General features: G+C 66.6%; 17 protein-coding genes, 1 tRNA gene and 1 pseudogene. 9 read left to right on the top strand and 10 right to left on the bottom strand.

What is annotated here, in order from left to right:
• The first annotated feature begins 22 nt into the window (after positions 1-22).
• Positions 23-1,591 (top strand): alpha/beta fold hydrolase, encoded by a 1,569-nt coding sequence (locus ACIBK2_RS27385; protein ID WP_396971098.1) that lies wholly within the window; start codon positions 23-25, stop codon positions 1,589-1,591.
• Positions 1,592-1,728: 137 nt separating this feature from the next.
• Positions 1,729-2,421, top strand: a complete 693-nt coding sequence (locus ACIBK2_RS27390) for a nitroreductase family protein (RefSeq protein ID WP_396971100.1) — start codon at positions 1,729-1,731, stop codon at positions 2,419-2,421.
• Between the two features lie 11 nt (positions 2,422-2,432).
• On the opposite strand, the gene ACIBK2_RS27395 is transcribed toward ACIBK2_RS27390, so the two are convergent.
• The 3 genes from ACIBK2_RS27395 to ACIBK2_RS27405 all read right to left on the bottom strand — a co-directional run bounded on the left by ACIBK2_RS27395 (position 2,433) and on the right by ACIBK2_RS27405 (position 4,265).
• A complete protein-coding gene (locus tag ACIBK2_RS27395; RefSeq protein WP_396971101.1) occupies positions 2,433-2,789 on the bottom strand; it encodes an MmcQ/YjbR family DNA-binding protein in 357 nt (118 codons plus the stop codon).
• Positions 2,790-2,836: 47 nt separating this feature from the next.
• Positions 2,837-3,319, bottom strand: a complete 483-nt coding sequence (locus ACIBK2_RS27400; protein WP_379283970.1) for a peptidylprolyl isomerase — start codon at positions 3,317-3,319, stop codon at positions 2,837-2,839.
• 148 nt (positions 3,320-3,467) lie between these two features.
• Entirely contained in the window at positions 3,468-4,265 is a 798-nt protein-coding gene (locus ACIBK2_RS27405; RefSeq protein WP_396971103.1) for an ArsR/SmtB family transcription factor, read from the bottom strand.
• A gap of 205 nt (positions 4,266-4,470) precedes the next feature.
• On the opposite strand from ACIBK2_RS27405, the pseudogene ACIBK2_RS27410 reads away from it, so the two are divergent.
• The 4 genes and pseudogenes from ACIBK2_RS27410 to ACIBK2_RS27425 all read left to right on the top strand — a co-directional run.
• Positions 4,471-4,971, top strand: a pseudogene (locus ACIBK2_RS27410) (ABC transporter ATP-binding protein); the annotation flags it as partial.
• A 269-nt stretch (positions 4,972-5,240) separates the two neighbouring features.
• Positions 5,241-5,318: transfer RNA gene (locus tag ACIBK2_RS27415), tRNA-OTHER, on the top strand.
• Between the two features lie 33 nt (positions 5,319-5,351).
• Entirely contained in the window at positions 5,352-6,200 is an 849-nt protein-coding gene (locus tag ACIBK2_RS27420) for an ABC transporter permease (RefSeq protein WP_396971105.1), read from the top strand.
• Positions 6,193-6,435 (top strand): helix-turn-helix transcriptional regulator, encoded by a 243-nt coding sequence (locus ACIBK2_RS27425; protein ID WP_396971106.1) that lies wholly within the window; start codon positions 6,193-6,195, stop codon positions 6,433-6,435. The genes ACIBK2_RS27420 and ACIBK2_RS27425 overlap by 8 nt, the downstream gene beginning before the upstream one ends.
• Positions 6,436-6,446: 11 nt before the next feature.
• On the opposite strand, the gene ACIBK2_RS27430 is transcribed toward ACIBK2_RS27425, so the two are convergent.
• A complete protein-coding gene (locus ACIBK2_RS27430) occupies positions 6,447-7,328 on the bottom strand; it encodes an NAD(P)-dependent oxidoreductase (protein WP_396971110.1) in 882 nt (293 codons plus the stop codon).
• Between the two features lie 143 nt (positions 7,329-7,471).
• Here ACIBK2_RS27430 and ACIBK2_RS27435 point away from each other — a divergent pair, with 143 nt between their 5' ends.
• Positions 7,472-7,822 carry a winged helix-turn-helix transcriptional regulator gene (locus tag ACIBK2_RS27435; protein WP_396971112.1) on the top strand — a complete coding sequence of 117 codons (351 nt, stop codon included), beginning with the start codon at positions 7,472-7,474 and terminating at the stop codon, positions 7,820-7,822.
• Here the strand turns inward: ACIBK2_RS27435 and ACIBK2_RS27440 are convergent.
• Entirely contained in the window at positions 7,819-8,946 is a 1,128-nt protein-coding gene (locus ACIBK2_RS27440; protein WP_396971114.1) for a glycerate kinase, read from the bottom strand. The two genes, ACIBK2_RS27435 and ACIBK2_RS27440, sit on opposite strands and share 4 nt — an antisense overlap.
• Positions 8,947-9,158: 212 nt before the next feature.
• On the opposite strand from ACIBK2_RS27440, the gene ACIBK2_RS27445 reads away from it, so the two are divergent.
• Positions 9,159-9,605 (top strand): nitroreductase family deazaflavin-dependent oxidoreductase, encoded by a 447-nt coding sequence (locus ACIBK2_RS27445; RefSeq protein ID WP_396971116.1) that lies wholly within the window; start codon positions 9,159-9,161, stop codon positions 9,603-9,605.
• Between the two features lie 17 nt (positions 9,606-9,622).
• Here the strand turns inward: ACIBK2_RS27445 and aroQ are convergent, their stop codons facing one another.
• Together aroQ and ACIBK2_RS27455 are read right to left on the bottom strand one after the other, a co-directional pair.
• Positions 9,623-10,063 carry a type II 3-dehydroquinate dehydratase gene (gene aroQ, locus ACIBK2_RS27450; protein ID WP_396971118.1) on the bottom strand — a complete coding sequence of 147 codons (441 nt, stop codon included), beginning with the start codon at positions 10,061-10,063 and terminating at the stop codon, positions 9,623-9,625.
• 69 nt (positions 10,064-10,132) lie between these two features.
• Positions 10,133-10,744 (bottom strand): hypothetical protein, encoded by a 612-nt coding sequence (locus ACIBK2_RS27455; protein ID WP_396971120.1) that lies wholly within the window; start codon positions 10,742-10,744, stop codon positions 10,133-10,135.
• A gap of 397 nt (positions 10,745-11,141) precedes the next feature.
• Between ACIBK2_RS27455 and ACIBK2_RS27460 the strand changes: the two genes are divergently transcribed.
• Positions 11,142-12,821: an NTF2-like N-terminal transpeptidase domain-containing protein gene (locus ACIBK2_RS27460; protein WP_396971122.1), complete on the top strand. Its 1,680-nt coding sequence runs from the start codon at positions 11,142-11,144 to the stop codon at positions 12,819-12,821.
• A 3-nt stretch (positions 12,822-12,824) separates the two neighbouring features.
• Here ACIBK2_RS27460 and ACIBK2_RS27465 read toward each other — a convergent pair whose 3' ends face one another.
• The 3 genes from ACIBK2_RS27465 to ACIBK2_RS27475 all read right to left on the bottom strand — a co-directional run bounded on the left by ACIBK2_RS27465 (position 12,825) and on the right by ACIBK2_RS27475 (position 16,105).
• The gene (locus tag ACIBK2_RS27465; RefSeq protein WP_396971124.1) at positions 12,825-13,205 is read right to left on the bottom strand and encodes a DUF3054 domain-containing protein; all 381 of its coding nucleotides are present in this window, start codon (positions 13,203-13,205) and stop codon (positions 12,825-12,827) included.
• A 218-nt stretch (positions 13,206-13,423) separates the two neighbouring features.
• Positions 13,424-14,467: a YbhN family protein gene (locus ACIBK2_RS27470; RefSeq protein WP_396971126.1), complete on the bottom strand. Its 1,044-nt coding sequence runs from the start codon at positions 14,465-14,467 to the stop codon at positions 13,424-13,426.
• A gap of 126 nt (positions 14,468-14,593) precedes the next feature.
• The gene (locus ACIBK2_RS27475; RefSeq protein WP_396971509.1) at positions 14,594-16,105 is read right to left on the bottom strand and encodes an adenylate/guanylate cyclase domain-containing protein; all 1,512 of its coding nucleotides are present in this window, start codon (positions 16,103-16,105) and stop codon (positions 14,594-14,596) included.
• Between the last annotated feature and the right edge of the window lie 143 nt (positions 16,106-16,248).

Here is a 16,248-nt window from a genome sequence, read left to right on the forward strand (position 1 = left end):
GCGGCCCGTGGAGGTACGAAACATGATGAAGGTACGGCTGTTTTCGCGGGCGGCGGCTGCCATGGCCGTCTGCCTGCTCGGCGGATCGATCGGCTCGGGCACGGCCGACGCCGCGCCGTCGTTCGGGGCCTGCCCGGACGGCTCGGTGGTCGCGGGGCACGGCGTGCAATGTGCTGTCGTCGACGTGCCCATGAACTACGCCGACCCGGACGGGCCGAAGATCCAGGTGACCGTCAGCCGGATCGCGGCAACGGGGGAGCGGCGCGGCGCCATCTTCGCCAACCCCGGTGGACCCGGCGCGGACGGGCTGGACTTCTGGGGTCTGCGGACCGAGGTGCTGCCCGCCGAGCTGAACGCCCACTACGACCGGATCGCGGTGCAGCCGCGCGGATTGCGCTGGGCCACCCCGTTGAACTGCACCGCCGAGGGCGGCGCCCAGGTGCCGCTCGGCGGCGGCGACCGCACTGCCATCAAGAAGGCGTGCGACGAGACGCATCCGGGCTACCTCGACACCATCACCACCGAGAACACCGCCCGCGACCTGGACGCGGTGCGGGCCGCGCTCGGGCTGGACCGGATCAGCTACCTCGGCACCTCCTACGGCACCTACCTCGGCGCGGTGTACGCCTCACTGTTTCCCGGCCGGGTCGAGCGAATGGTGCTGGACTCCAACGTCAATCCCGACTGGGTGTGGACCGAGGAATTCGCCCAGCAGCAGATCGCGGGCAAGCAACGACTCGATGATCTGTTCGCCTGGATCGCCGACCACAGCGCCGAATACCATCTCGGCGACACGGCTTTGCAGGTCTATCAGAACTGGGTACGGATGGCAGTGGACCAGGGTGGTGGCTGGTACGCCAACCTGACGCCGCCACCGGCCAGCCTCGCCGACCTGCCCGGCTCGCTGCCCGAGCCGCTCGCCGAGATCGCCCGCGACGGTTACACCGGCAGCCTCGAGCAGACCGGGAAACTGCAGAACCTGTTGCGCACCTTGATCTCTCGTGGTGCTACCACGCAAGGCCCACTGCTCGGCGCGACGTCGGTCGCCAGCTACACCCGCACCTACTGGCCTGTTTTCGCGCGCGCGATGGCGGATGCGCTGGCCAATCCGGCGAACGTGCAACGGTTGCGCGCCATCGAGGGCGTCACCTCCACCGACTCCACCGGGCAGTTCGTGTTCGCCGCGATCACCTGCAACGAGAACGCGATCCCCGGGCGACTCGAGGTGATCGGCTCGGCGATCGCGACCATCGCCTCCGGCGGCGATGCGATGGATGCGCGCGCCGACCTCGTTCGCTCCGGAATGGCCTGTGGAACATGGAAACCCGTCACCACGCCGGTCCTGATCACCGGCGCCGGTCTCGGTACGCGACCGCTGATCCTGCAGAGTCGCCACGATGCCCTCACCAAATACGAAGGGGGACCGGCGATGTCACGCGCACTGAACGGCTCTCTGATCTCCGTCGAGGGTGGCGATCACGGCAACTTCAGCCGTGGCAACCAGGTGATCGATGATGCGGTGATGACCTACCTGCGCACCGGACAGGTCACGATCACCGAGGCGGCGGAGGCGCCCTTACCGGCGCGCTGACGCTCCCCCTGTATTCGTGGCGGACGTGCTGTCTCGGCGAGTAGGCACGGCCGCGCCGAGCGGGTTGTCTGGTTGGGTGGACGGTAAGTTCGGCTCGGCGTTGCCTGCTCCGGTCGGTGCGGATCACACTGCAATCCATGACGACATGGATGCCGCTGCACGGTCAGCCTTATCAGCCAGTTGCGTACCACCCGAACCGGATTCCCGTAGCGGAGGCGCTGGCCGCGTCGGCCGCGTTTCGCGCGCGGATGGACGAGCGTCGGACCGTGCGGATGTTCTCGACCGAACCGGTGCCGGAGCAGTTGGTGCTCGACGCGATCGCGGTGGCGAACACCGCGCCGTCGGGTGCGCATCAGCAGCCGTGGACGTTCGTGCTCGTCGAAGATCCCAACGTGCGCAACAGGATTCGGGAGGCGGCCGAGGCGGAGGAGCGGATCTCCTACAACGGGCGGCTCGGCGAGGAGTGGTTGTCCGCCCTGCAGCCGCTCGGCACCGATGAGCACAAGCCGCACCTCACCGACGCACCTTACCTCTTGGTCGTCTTCCAGCAGCGCTTCGGCTTGCGCCCGGATGGCACCACCTACAAGCACTACTACGGCGACGAATCGGTAGGCATCGCCGTGGGCATGCTGCTTGCCGCGCTGCACATCGCCGGCCTGGCCGCCCTGACGCACACCCCGAGCCCGATGAAGTTCCTCGCCGAGGTGCTGCAGCGGCCCCGCAACGAAAAGGCTTTCGCGGTAATCCCTATCGGCTACCCTGCCGAAGATGCCGTCGTCCCCGACCTCGTGCGCAAGGCAATGGATCAGGTACTCGTTCGAATCCGATAGGGCGCAATACTTTACGGTTTCGGCGTTGGGGGTGACTGCAGCTCGGCGGCCAGGTCTTCGGGAGCGGACAACCGCCAGGCTTCGAAGACGAGCTCGGACAGTTCGTCCGCCTCGATACCCGCCAGGTGGACGACGACCCAGCCGAAACCGCCTGCCGTGAACTGTTCTTCGAAGACGTCGGGTCGCTCGGCGACCAGCGCCTTCTGTTCGGACAGCAGCTGTTTCAAGCCGACCGTCTTGGTGCGCGGCCAGTAGTAGCCGAACAACTTCCCGCGCACCTTGTACGAGGTGTACTTCGCACCCTTCGTGCCCTGCACATCGACCAGGCCGCCGACGACCCGGAAGAACTCATCACTCTGCACTGCCACCGCGGACCCCTCACAAGTCAGAGTCCGCAATATACCTGCGCCGCTGGTCAGCGGGTCACGGTGGCCGAGGTGAGCACAACCTGCTGGACCGGCACGTCCTGTCCACCGGTCTTGACCTTCCCGATCTGGTCGACGACGTCGTTGCCGCGGGAGACCTTGCCGAATACCGCGTAGCCCCAACCGTCTTGCCCGGGGTAGTCGAGGAACCCGTTGTCGCTGGTGTTGATGAAGAATTGGGCCGACGCCGAATGCGGGTCGGAGGTGCGGGCCATGGCGACGCTGTAGATGACGTTCTTCAGCCCGTTCTTGGCCTCGTTCTCGACCCGGTTCGGGGCCGGCTTTTCCCGCATGGTCTTGTCCAGCCCGCCGCCCTGGATCATGAAGCCGTCGATCACGCGGTGGAAGATGGTGCCGTCGTAATGACCACTGTTGACGTAGGTCAGGAAGTTTCGCACGGTCTTGGGTGCTTTCGCTTCGTCGAGTTCGAGCTCGATGTCACCCATAGAGGTTTGGAGCAGGACCTTGATCATGATTTCCCCAATTTGTGCGACGGGCTCAGTCCCGCAATCGCCCTGACGGACGCGTGCTCCAACCGAGCTGGACACGGACCCGTGCAGCTTACCGGTGCGTGGCCGCGAGGAAACCGTTTCGGCCCCGCACCGGTGCCCGCCTCGGCAACTACACGGCCAGGTCCGGCAGTACCTCGCCCGTCTCCAGCAAGGTCTTGAGGTTGGACAGGATGCCCGGCCAGCCGCTGCTGATCCCTTCCCGCACACCGCTGTTCGGCGGAAAATTGTTGTGCACGACGGTCAGCTTGACCACATCGTCGCCGGCCTGCTCGAGTTCGAAGGAGACATGGGAGCGCGGCTCACGGGCCCAAGCGGCGACTTCGTCGGGGTTCATGTCGAAGGCCTCGGCGAACGCGGGATCGAAGGTGTGCCAGGTGTAGGCGAGCTTGTTGTACGGGTCCGCTTCCAGCACCACCTGCTCCGGGTCCTTGCTGGTCCAATCCCGTTGGTGCCAGACCATTTCGGAGCCGGGCTGCCAGTCGGTGTCGAAGGACGAACCCCAGTATTGCTTGGTGAAGGCCGGTTCGGTGAGGGCCTGCCACAGCTTTTCCCGGGTGGTTTTGATGAAGGTCGTGTAGACGAAGGTGTTGTCGCTCATCGGTGCTGCCTCCAAGGCTTTCTTGAGATCGGCGAGTGCGTGCACGCGCCCGCGGTCGTAGCGGGTGATCCAGCGTTCGGTGATGGCGTTGATGGGTTCGGCATTGAGGTAGTGCAGTTTTTCGCGGCCGCTGCGGCGGGTGGTGATCACGTTGGCCGCCTCCAGCACGGCGAGGTGTTTGCTGACCGACTGCCGCGTCATCGCCAGCCCCGCGCACAGCTCGCGCAAGGTCTGCCCGTTGCGGGCATTCAGGCTGTCGAGCAGTCGTCGGCGATGGGGATCGGCCAGCGCCTTGAATACCTCGTCCATGTCACCTTTCCGCATTATGCAACCGTTTGGCTGCATGTTTGGAGATTAGGCAGCCGAATGGCTGCATGTCAAGGGATCTCGATTCTGAAGAAAGCATTGTCGTGGCGAAATGTAGTAGATATGCTACGAAAAGACAGAAACCCGCAACGGGGGGAGCAGTATGACAGTGGGGCAGGGCGTCGCACTCGACGTCGAGAAATTGCGGATGCGGTACGGCAGCACCGACGTCTTGCACGATGTGACGTTCCAAGCGAGGCACGGCGAAGTGCTGGTGCTGCTCGGCCCGAACGGTGCGGGCAAGACCACCACCATCGAAATCCTGGAAGGCTTCCGCATGCGGTCGGCGGGCCGCGTCGAGGTGCTCGGTATCGATCCGGCGCACGGCGGCGAGGCGTGGCGGGCGCGCATCGGCGTCGTCCTGCAATCGTGGCGTGATCACGGCAAGTGGCGGGTCAGGGAACTGCTGGACTATCTTGGTGCGTTCTACGCGCCGTACCGCACTGACGGCATCCAACGACCTTGGGACACAGACGAACTCATCAAGGCGGTAGGCCTCACCGACCAGTCGTCCAGCAAGATCAGAGACCTGTCCGGCGGCCAGCGCCGCCGGATCGACGTCGCGATCGGCATCGTCGGCCGCCCCGAGGTGCTGTTCCTGGACGAACCGACCGCGGGATTCGATCCGGAGGCCAGGCGTGAGTTCCACGATCTTGTGCATCGGCTGGCCGACGACCAGCAGACCACCATCCTGCTCACCACGCACGACCTCGACGAGGCCGAGAAGCTCGCCGACCGGATTCTGATCCTGGCCGGCGGGCGGATCATCGCCGACGGTTCGGCCGACGAGCTGTCGCGCCGGATCGCCGGCGAAGCGGAGGTGAGCTGGACCAACGACGGGCAACGTTTCGTGCACGCGACCGCCGAATCGACCAAGTTCGTCTACGAACTGTTCAAGCAATACGGCGACGCGATCGGCGACCTGGAGGTCCGCCGCGCCTCGCTGGAGGACACCTATATGACGCTGGTGCGCCGGTTCGAATCCGGTCAGGTCGAGTCCGAGCCGCGCACGATCGAGGAGGTGGGGCGATGAACCCGATCGCGGTGGCGGTTCGCCAGGGCGGGGTACGCGGCAGGATCGAGCTGCGGCAGTTGCTCACCAATGGTCAAGACCTGTTCGGGCTGCTGTTCTGGCCACTGGTCGTGCTGGTCGTGTTGTTCTTCATGCGGCACGCGTCGTTCCAGTCGAGCGGGCTGCTGCTCGGCTCGCTCGCCTTGCCGAGCGTGATCGGCATGCTGGTCGCGATCAACGGAATGGTCGGCATGGGGCAGCAGCTCACCATCGACCGCGAGGACGGAACGCTGTTGCGGGCCAAGGCGACCCCGAACGGCATGGTCGGCTTCCTGATCGGCAAAATCATCCAGGTGTCCGGCATGGTGCTCATTCCCGGTGCGATCATCCTGGTGGCCGGGTCGTTCATCGTCGACGGACTCGCGCTCGACGACGCCGGGTCATGGCTGACGCTGTGCTGGGTGATGGTGCTCGGGCTGCTCGCCACCTTGCCGATCGGGGCCGTGTTCGGGTCGATGTTCGCCAACCCGCGCAACTTCGCGTTCATGACGTTGCCGATCACGGGACTGGTCGCGGTATCGGGCATCTTCTACCCGATCACGTCGATGCCCGGCTGGTTGCAGAGCGTCGCCCAGGTGTTTCCGGTGTACTGGCTCGGGCTCGGCATGCGCTCGGCGATGCTGCCCGACCAGGCGGCGGCCGTCGAGCTCGGCCAGTCCTGGCGACACCTGGAAACCGTTGGGGTGCTTGGTGTCTGGGCCGTGATCGGGCTGCTCCTCGCGCCGACGGTGCTGCGCAGGATGGCGCGCCGCGAGTCCGGCTCCAGCGTTGCGCTCCGGCGCGAGAGGGCGATGCGGCGTGTCTAGTGAGGCCATCTACAACCGCATCGCGATGCTGCGCGCCGAGCGCGGCATCTCGCGGCGCGAGTTGGCGGAGGCGCTCGGCGTGCACTATCAGACGGTCGGTTATTTGGAGCGTGGTGAGTACAGCCCGAGCCTGCATCTCGCACTGCGGATTTCGGCCTACTTCGAGGTGGCGGTGGAGGTCATCTTCGCCACCGCCCCCTTCCCGCGTCTCGGGTCGAGTAGCGAAACCGCCTGAACCGCAAGCAGCTACACCTGCTCGCCACGGAGTAGGGCGTAGGTCGACACCGCCTCGCCCTTCGCCTCGCTGGCGGCAACGGCCTTGCGCCACAACGACTGTGCGGTGTGCGAGAACGTCGCGTCCACGCCGACCTCCTCGCTGGCATCGATGATGTGCTGCGCGCCCGCGTCCATCATCTTCAAGCTCGCCAGGCTGGCCCAGCCGCCGTTCTGATTGGCGACCGAGAACTCCTCCATGAAGTAGGGGAACGCGGCGGCCGAGCGGACGGCGAACGGCACGAACTGGGCGATGCTGTGCCCGGACCGGTCGATCAGCGCGGTCGCCTGATCGAACGCGAGCAGCCACGGATGGAAGATGGTCAGCAGCGCCTGGTAGAAGACCTGTGCGAGACCGTCGTCCGCGCCGAGGTATTCCTGCGGGCTCAGCGGCCGCAGCAGTTCGGCGTGCGCGTCGAAGACCTCGCGCGGTCCGCTGTAGAAGATGTACGACGCGGGATGGACGATATTGTCACCCGCCGACATCACGCCGCCGGAAATGAATTGCGCACCGTGCGAGCGAACCCACTCGGCACCCTTGCGCGTCTTGTCCGGCGAATCGGAGGACAGGTTGGCGATCACCTTGCCCGCCAGGTGATCGGTGGCCTGCCCGAGCACGTCGTACATGGCGGCGTAGTGGGTGAGGCTCAGCACGGTCACCTCGTTGGCGTCCAGTGCGTCGGCGACGGTCGCGGCGCGCGCGGCACCGAGTTCGACCATCGCGTCGACCTTGTCGCTGCTGCGGTTCCACACGGTCACCTGGACGCCGGCGTCCAGGAATGCCTGGACCATCGCCTGGCCCATCGGGCCGAGTCCGACGACGGAGACGGAGCGGGGGCTGGTCTGTTCGGACATTGTGTGTCCCTTCGGTTCTCGTTCGGATGGTGTCGGCGCCGGAATCAATACTCGTTGTCGCAGGTAGGGTCGGGAAGACCGAACGTTCAGGTGGGGTTGCTTACCTAGAGGTTCGAAATGCGGTCAGAAGGAGTGCGGTGGACATGAGCGGTGACGCGGATCACGACGTGTGTGGCATGTCCGTGGCGATCGATGTCGTCGGCGGCAAGTGGAAACTGCACCTGATGTGGGCACTGAGCGCCCGCCCGCAACGGTTCGGCGAGATCCGCCGGCTGCTCACCGGCGTCAGCGAAAAGGTGCTCGCGGAAAACCTGCGCCACCTCGAGGCGAGCGGCGTCGTGCATCGCGAGGTCTACCCCGAGGTCCCGCCCCGCGTCGAATACTCCCTCACCCCACTCGGCGTAGAACTCGCCGCAGCCTTGCGCCCCCTCGAAGAATGGGGCGAGAAGTACCGCAACGACCTCCTCGGAAACCTGCTCGCCTCGGTGACCTAACGGCGCAGGTGCTGTTCGGCTATCCGCGCGCCGACCTGTTCCAGGAGGAGGCTCGCGTTGGCGATCGAGCGGGCGGGGTCCGGCTCCAGATCGGTGAGCGGGTAGCAGGCGGTGAAGCCCGCCGCTCGAATCTCTTGGGCAGCAAGGAGTGTGCGGCCGACGACGGCGATGACGGGGACGCCCGCCTTACGGGCGGTGTCGCAGACGCCGATCGGGGCTTTGCCGTGCAGGCTTTGCGTATCGAGCGAGCCTTCGCCGGTGATGACTAGGTCGGCGCCGTCGAGTAGGGCGGGGAAGTCGAGGAGTTCGAGGATTACCTCGATGCCGCTGCGCACCTGTGCGCCGAGCAAAGCCAGTGCGCCGAAACCGGTTCCGCCTGCGGCACCCGCGCCGGGCTCGCTTGCGACATCGGGTCCCGCGAGTTGTGCCCAGTTGGTGAGTGCGGACTCCAGCGTTTCGAGATCCCCTGCGTCAGCACCTTTCTGGGGTGCGTAGACCGCGACTGCTCCGGTCGGACCCAGTAATGGGTTGTCGACATCGCAGGCCAATGTGAAAGTGGCGGAAGCGATTCCGGGATGCGTAGCGGAGCGGTCCAGCTGTGCGGCGTGGGCCAAAGCCGTACCACCCTTGGGTAATTCGTTGCCATCGGCGTCCAGAATCCGGGCGCCGAGCGCCTGCGCCATGCCCGCTCCGCCGTCGGTGGAGGCGCTGCCGCCCAGTCCGAGGACGATGTCGGTGGCACCGTGGTCGAGGGCGTGCGCGATGACGACACCAAGGCCGAAGGTGCTCGCGCCGAGTGGATCCGGTTGGCCCCCAGGGAGTTTCTCCAGTCCGACAACCGTCGCCAATTCGATGACGGCCGTCGTCTCCTGTCGCGCGTACGACGTGCCGCCGGGCACGCCCGTCGGACCGGGCGCGGTCAACTCGACCCGCGTCCACCCGGCCGCCACGAACGCGTCGACGGTCCCGTCGCCGCCATCGGCGACCGGCACCTGCCGGATCCGCACCCGCGGCGCGACCCGCGCGATGCCCGCGGCAAGGGCCGCCGCTACCCGCGGTGCGGTCAGCGACCCCTTGAACTTGTCCGGGGCGAGCACTACCCGGCGAACGGTCTCGCGCGTCATCCCCACATTGTCGGGTGCGTTCCGGGCTAGCGCGCGCCGGGCCGTTCCCATTTCATCCACAGGCTTGTCACCCCCTGTGAGACCTGTGGATGGACGACGACGTCGCTCGTGAGCAGCGCAAACAGAAAAGAGAGCACTGCTCTTGACTTTGCCTTCGCCAAAGTGGAACACTTATCGCAACAGAGAGCAGTGCTCACTAAGGAGTAAAGATCATGGACCACAGCACCCGCTACATCGGCCCGGCCGGCCTGGATCCGATCATGAACCGGATCTTCAACTGGCTGCCCAGGCTCGGTATCAGCGTGATGGGTTCGCGGCTGCTCGCGGTCCGCGGCCGCAAGAGCGGGGAGTGGCGCACCACGATGGTCAACCTGCTGCTTCGCGAGGACGGCGCCCGCTTCCTGGTCGCCCCGCGCGGACACACCCAGTGGGTGCGCAACCTGCGCGCATCAGGCGGCGGCGAGCTGCGGCTCGGCCGCAAGGTCGAGGAATTCACCGCCACCGAGCTCGCCGACGCGGACAAGGTCCCGGTGCTGCGGCTCTATCTGCAGAAGTGGGGCTGGGAGGTCGGCAAGTTCTTCGAGGGCGTCACCAAGGACGCGACCGACGACGAATTGGCCGCCATCGCACCGGGATTCCCGGTTTTCCAGATCAACTGAACGCGCGGCCTGCGTAATTACGTTGAGCGCGCGAGGAATTCGATCGCGGCGGCGTAGCCCTGGATGCCCATCCCGGCGACCACCGCGGTGGCGATCGGGGAGATGTAGGAGTGATGCCGGAACTCCTCGCGGGCGTGCACATTGCTGATGTGCACCTCCACGATGGGGAGTTCCGGGATCACCAGCGCGTCCCGCAGGGCCACCGAGGTGTGCGTGAGCCCGCCGGGATTGATCACGATGCCCGATTCGACGCCGCGCGCCGCGTGGATCCGGTCGATCAGCGCGCCTTCGGAATTGGATTGGAAGGCGACGACCTCGCGGCCGTGGCGTTGCGCGGTCTGCCTGCAGAGCTCGACGACGTCGTCGAGCGTCGCCGACCCGTAAACCTCCGGCTGACGAGTGCCGAGCATGTTCAGGTTCGGGCCGTTGAGAACCAGGATCGGACCGGGTGCGGACATGCCAGCAACATTAGTCCGTATCGAATGAGCGGCCTGCCCGGCGCAAAGCTACTGCGTCCGGGCGCGTCGCTAGAGCCCCTGCGGTCCTTCTGAGCGCAGGTCGTCCACTGTGCGCATGGCGCCGCGCAGTTCTTCCAGCCAGGATTCCGCGTGCTTGCCGGCCAGTTTTACCGTCCAAGCCAGTGCGTCGGCCCGCGAGCGCGCCACGCCCGAGTCGACAAGAGTGTCGAGCACTTTGCGTTCGGGCTGCCGCAGCCGGGTCATCACCGGAACCGCCAGGTGGGTGAACATGACTCGCTCGCCGCCCACCGACACGCCCCACGCGACGCTGCGCCCATAACGACGCTGTGCCTCGTCGGCGATCTGCATGCGGGCCCCACGGGTGGCCTCGCGGAAGCGGGAGATCGCGCCCTCCTTGGTCGCCTGCGGAACTTCCTCGGTCGGCGCGTCCGCGTCGCCTTCCGCAGGCGCGTCGACGGGGGTCTTCTCGGGCTGGGTGAGCGGCAGTTCGCCGATGACGACGATCTCGTCCCGGTCGATCTCGATGACGGGGGAACCGACGAACCAGTCCTCGGGCAACCGGCCCGCGAACCAGTCCGGCGCGTCCGCGGGATCCGGAAGGTCGGCCTGCTGCCAGCCGCCCGGTCGTCCGAATCCTCGACCCCGATGTTCGTGTCTCATGAGGGATTCACCTACTTACTTTTCAGCTTTGCTTACAGTGATTACAAGATTACGTCGCAATCTCTGCCAATGGTTCCGCTCTGTGCGAACAGAGTTCGCCGCTGGTTAACGGGGGTGATTTGCGGTTCGTGGACGCTCGCTCTGGGTACTCATTGATCCGAAACGCCGAGTAAGGCAGTAAGCGCACAACTTTGCGTGGGGCCCCGGTACGGTAGCGGCGCCGGTTGTCGCCGCAGCACTGGACAACGATCATGATCGGTCCCCCGAGACGGGAGATTTCGGGCACAATTGAGATGCTGAGCATAGGTAACGTCCTTGCGGCGTAGGCACCGCAGACAGGTCTTTTTCAGGTACGGTGGTCTTGTTACTGGAGTGACAAGAGTGAAGAGTGGGCGACATGGATGTCTGGGGATCCCGCCGCTTTCGCGTCCGGGGCGCTATGGCACTCGCGGGGGTGGCGGCGCTCGCGATCGCGATGGGATCGTGCGGCGTACACGAGGGTAAGAACGAGGCCGAGGCTGTCGTAGAGCGCTTCACCGAGCTGTTGGACAAGCAGGATTACGTCAAGGCTTCGGAGCTCACGTCGTATCCGTCGGCGGCTTCGGCAACGCTGAAGCAAATGTTTGCTGGGTTGCAACCGGGCAAGGGCGATTACAAGAAGACGCAATACATCGGCCTCGATTCCGAGTCGGCGATCTTCAGCATGGACGCCGACTGGAACTTCGGCGAGGGCAAGAACTGGACCTACAGCCTGCAGGGCAACGTACGCAAGCTCGCCATCGGCTGGCGCATCTCCTGGGATCCGGCGATCGTCATGCCGCAGCTCGACCACAATCGCACCGTGCGCCTGGTGCGCACCGAGCCTGCCCCGGCCCCGCGGGTCAACGACATCGCGGGCCAGCCGCTGATGACCGAGCAGACCATCAACGTGATCAAGCTCGACCCCGCGAAGATGCCCGACCCGGTCGGCTCGACCAACGCGCTGGCCAAGGCCATCGAGCCGGTCGCGCCGCTGATCACCGGGCCGTCGCTGATGCAGCAGGTGGCCACCTCGCAGGGCAAGCCGGTGGTCGCGGTGAACCTGCGCGAGCCCGACTTCGCGATCTTGGAGAAGAACATGGCGCCGATCCCCGGCGTGGTCATGGAGAAGCAGTCGCGGCTCATCTCCGCCGACCGTCGGGTCTGGTCGCCCATGCTCGACGCGCTGAGCAAGGTGCAGCAGGAAAGCCAGGCGAACCACTCCGGCTGGGGTGTGCAGATTTTCGAACAGGACGGCCGCTTCGTCGGTCAGCTGGCCGGCGTGCAGGGCCCGCCCGGCCCGGACATCGCGGGCACCATGGACCAGCGCCTGCAGCGCGCCGCCGAGGACGCGGTGGTCAGCGCGGCGACGCCCGCCTCGATCGTGGCCATCCAGCCCTCCAGCGGCGCGGTGGTCGCGGTCGCGCAGAACACCCAGGCCAGCGAGCACGGGCCGGTCGCCTTCACCGGACTGTATCCGGTGGGCGGCAATATCGAGCTGTTCCGCAATATCGCGGCCGTCGCCAAAGGCAAGGCACCGCAAGAGATTCCGGTGCAGGAGGCGGCCGAGGCCGCGACCACGCTCGGCGTCGGCATCGACTTCAAGGTGCCCGGCCTCGACGAGGTGACCGGACGGCTTGCCGTCGCAGGCCGCAGTGCCGAGCAGGTCAGGCAGGGTGGCGGTTCGGATGCGGTGCTGGCCAGCCCGTTCGGGATGGCGATCGCCGCCGCCGCGATCGCCCGCGGCGAGGTGCCGCCGCCGATGATCGAGGTGGCCCGGCCGAGCACCACCGACGCCCAGCTCGCCCCGCTATCGCCGGAGATCGCCGACCGGCTGCACGGCATGCTGCGCGATTCGACCAACGCGCCGGACCTCGCGAGCCTGCGCGGGTACCGAGACGTCAACGGCTACAGCGCGACTGCGGGACGCGACGGCTGGCTGATCGCGATCATGGGCGATCTGGCCTTCGCCATCCACATCAACGACGTGGACAGCGGCGACGCCACCGCGCGGATGGCGGTGCGGATGTTGCAGTCGCTGGCCGCGCCGGAGACGTAGGTCTTATCGCAACGCGGTGATGGCGGCGCGCCAGCCGAGCAGGAACAGTGCGAGCACCGCCGTCGCGACGACGATGAAGCTGAACGCGGTGCCCTGACCACTGACCGCGCGCAGCAGCATGCCGCCGCAGAGGGTGCCGAGCCAGACCAGGATTCCGGTGGGCCACAGCGCGGTTCCGTCGAATCGGGTGTCGCGCCCCGCGTCACCGAACATCCGGCTCGCGGCGGCCACCGCCACGGTCCAGCCGATCGCCAGGCCGATCGCGAACGGCCATAGCGTGCGAAGTAGTCCGGTGAGTACCGCCTCGTCGTGACTGCGCCTGCCGATCGCACAGAACAGGATCACCAGTAGCGCATCTACCAACAACGGCACCAGTTTCTTCACCCGGCCAGCGTAGTTGGGTGGGCCGGGTGAGATGTGAACTGCCCGCGCGCTGCGTGTTCGTCCATCCGCATCCACCACGCGCGAGTTTTGCGAGCGCCGTTCGCGGCCCGTCTCGCGTCCGAGCTGTCGAAGCGCATGCGCCGCAGGCGCGAGTCTCGACAGCTCGGACGCGAGACACCCAGGGGCCGCGAACACGCCGCGGCCACGCGGCCAAAAATTTAGAAGCGGCGCTGGGAGAATTCTTTCTCGAACTCGGCGTCGTCGTCCTGCGGGGTGCGGAACAGGAACAGGAAAACTATCCAGCCGACGATCGCGACCAGGATGAAACTCACCAGCCGGTAGACGAATGCGGCGGCGACCGCCTGCGCGGCGGGCAGCCCGGCGGCCGCGGTGAGACCGTAGATGAGCGTCGCGTCCACGTAGACGATCCCGCCGGGCGCGAACGGAATCGAGCCGACCGCCTTACCGATGGCGAACGCGAGCAGCAGCCCGGCCAGCCGCGGGTCGGCGCCGACGGCATAGCAGGCGGCACCGAGACAGGCTACGTCGGCGAAGCGGTGCAGCACCGCCCACACCGCGACCAGCGCGCCGTCGCGCTTGCCGAGATCCACCGACTCCAATTGCGCGAGCACGTCGGCGATCTTGCTGACGCCCTGGTCGGCCGGGCGCTTGCGTACTCGGTTGACCAGGCTGAGTGTCTTGCGCAGCAGCGCTTCCAGCGACCCGGGATTGCGCGAGACGTAATTGCCGCCCCACACCACCGCGACCACCGCGGCCAGCGACAGGATCAATTTGAACGGCCCGATGGTCCCGCCGGACAGCAGCGTGCCGCCGACCCCGAGCAGCGCGAGCCCCGCCGCGGCGACCACGCCGGAGAACACCAGCTGCCAGGACGCGACGATCGGACTGGCGCCGAAGCGCCGGGTCTGCCGATAGGTGAAGGCGGTGGAAAACACCTGGCCCGCAGGCAACGTGACGGACATGGCGGTGGCGCCGTAGACCACCGCGACGGATTTGCGCTGACTTACCGCGACACCCCCGGCGTTGAGCAGTTGTTTCTGCACCCGCCCGAATCCGCTCATCGACAAGGCCTGCAGCCAAATACAGGCGGCGACCCACCCCCAGTGAATGTCGCTGAGTTTGCGCCACGATTCGTGTAGTCGCGGCCACAGATAGATACCTTCGGCGATCAGCAATGCCAGCAGGGCGACGCCGAGCACCCATTTGACCCACCAGAATTTGCCACGGCGGCGTTCGGACATGGGCGGTGTTTGATTTGCGGCATCCCCTTGGCCCTGCGTGGTCACGCTCCGCTACCGCCTTCGGGCCTGACGCTCATGCCGCAGGGCGCAGCTTCTCCCGCCGGTTCCCCATCAGCCGTCACCCGGTCAGCCTAACGAACGCACCGTTTCGCTGTCTGTAGGCTGATCGCCCTCCTTCGGATAGGCGAGCAGCGTTTTTCGCCGCCGTCCGCGCAGCTGTACCTCGTCGCCGGTTTCCCACTTGTCCTGCTCGCTTTCATCGGCGAAATACAACGCGCTGCCGGAGGCCAAGGTGCGACCCGGCTGGTCTTTGGCGAGCTCGGTCAACCGGGAAGCCTCGTTGACCGGATCGCCGATCACCGTGTATTCGAAACGGTTTGCGGCACCGATATTTCCGGCGACGGCCAGACCGGCCGAGACGCCGATCCCGATATCGAGACCGGGTACTTCGCGCAGCACCTCGCGCAGTTCGCGGGCCGCGGCCAGCGCGGCGGTCGGCGCGTCCGGCCGATCCAGCGGCGCGCCGAAGATGGCCAGCGCGGCATCACCGACGAACTTGTTGACGAAGCCGTTGTGCCGGTCGATCACGTCGACCACGATCCGGAAGAACTCGTTGAGCAGGCTCACCACCTCGGTCGGCGGGCGCTCGGCGGCGGTCGCGGTGGAACCGACCATATCCACGAACAGCACCGCGACGAACCGGGTTTCACCGCCGAGCTCGGTGCCGTAGTCGAGGGCGCGCTGCGCGACCTCCTCGCCCACGTGCTGACCGAACAGTTCCTGCAGCTGGCGGCGCTTGGCGGCCTCTTCCATCATCCGGTTGAAGCCGACCTGCAGCAGCCCGATCTCGCTGCCGTCGAATACCTCGACCTGGACGTCGCGCGCGCCCTCCTGCACCCGGTCGATGGCCTGGCTGAGCTGGCGCACCGGGTCGGAGATGCTGGAGCCGGTGAGCATGGACAGCGCCAGCGCCTGCAGGATCACCACGCCGCAGAGCAACAGGATGGAGATGGCCAGCGATTGGGCGGAGAACTTCACGTCCGAGGAGATCTGGGTGATACACAGCAGCACGATCGCGATGGTGGGGGCGAAAGTGCCCATGCCCCAGGTCATTGCCATCCGGGTGCCGACACCGGGGGTCAGCGTGTGGTCGAACGTGCCAGCGGTCAACGCCGCCGCCGCGACCGGACGCAGGATGCGTTCGCCGAGCATGTAGGTGAAGCCGAACACGATGGTGGCGGCCATACACAACGTGACGATGACCGCGCCCGCCAGCTTGGGTTCGTCGGTGATGATCAGCAACGCCAGGATCGCGCCGCCGATCAGCCAGAGCGCCAGATGCAGGATGGCCTGCCGCAGCGGGGCGTGCAGCGCGGCCATCTGCTCTTGGCGGCTCGGTGGTCCGCCGCGCATCTGCCAGCGCATCACCGGGCGCAGCATCAGCGCCGACGCGGCCATGCTGAGCAGGCCGCCGGTCAGGAAGACCAGCGCGGGGATGAGCAGGCCGGTGCTGCGCGCGCCGTCGTGCGCGCCCTCGGGCACCGGCAGCCCGTACTGGATGAAGGCCCAGACCAGCACCGCGCCGAAGGCGTTGGCCAGCAGCATCGAGGTCAGGTACAGCGGCCAGCGCGTTCGCATGGTCTGTTTGACCGCTTCCAGGGGCGCTGACACAACCAACAATCTAGCGTTTCGATCGCGCGCGCCTCGCCGCGGCGCTGTCGCGCCCCCTGGCATTCGCCCGGCTCGGCGCAGGCTGAGGACGGACAACTGTCTGCTTTGCT

Origin of the sequence: Nocardia sp. NPDC050175, assembly GCF_044459885.1 — a bacterium.
Classification (GTDB): Bacteria; Actinomycetota; Actinomycetes; order Mycobacteriales; family Mycobacteriaceae; genus Nocardia.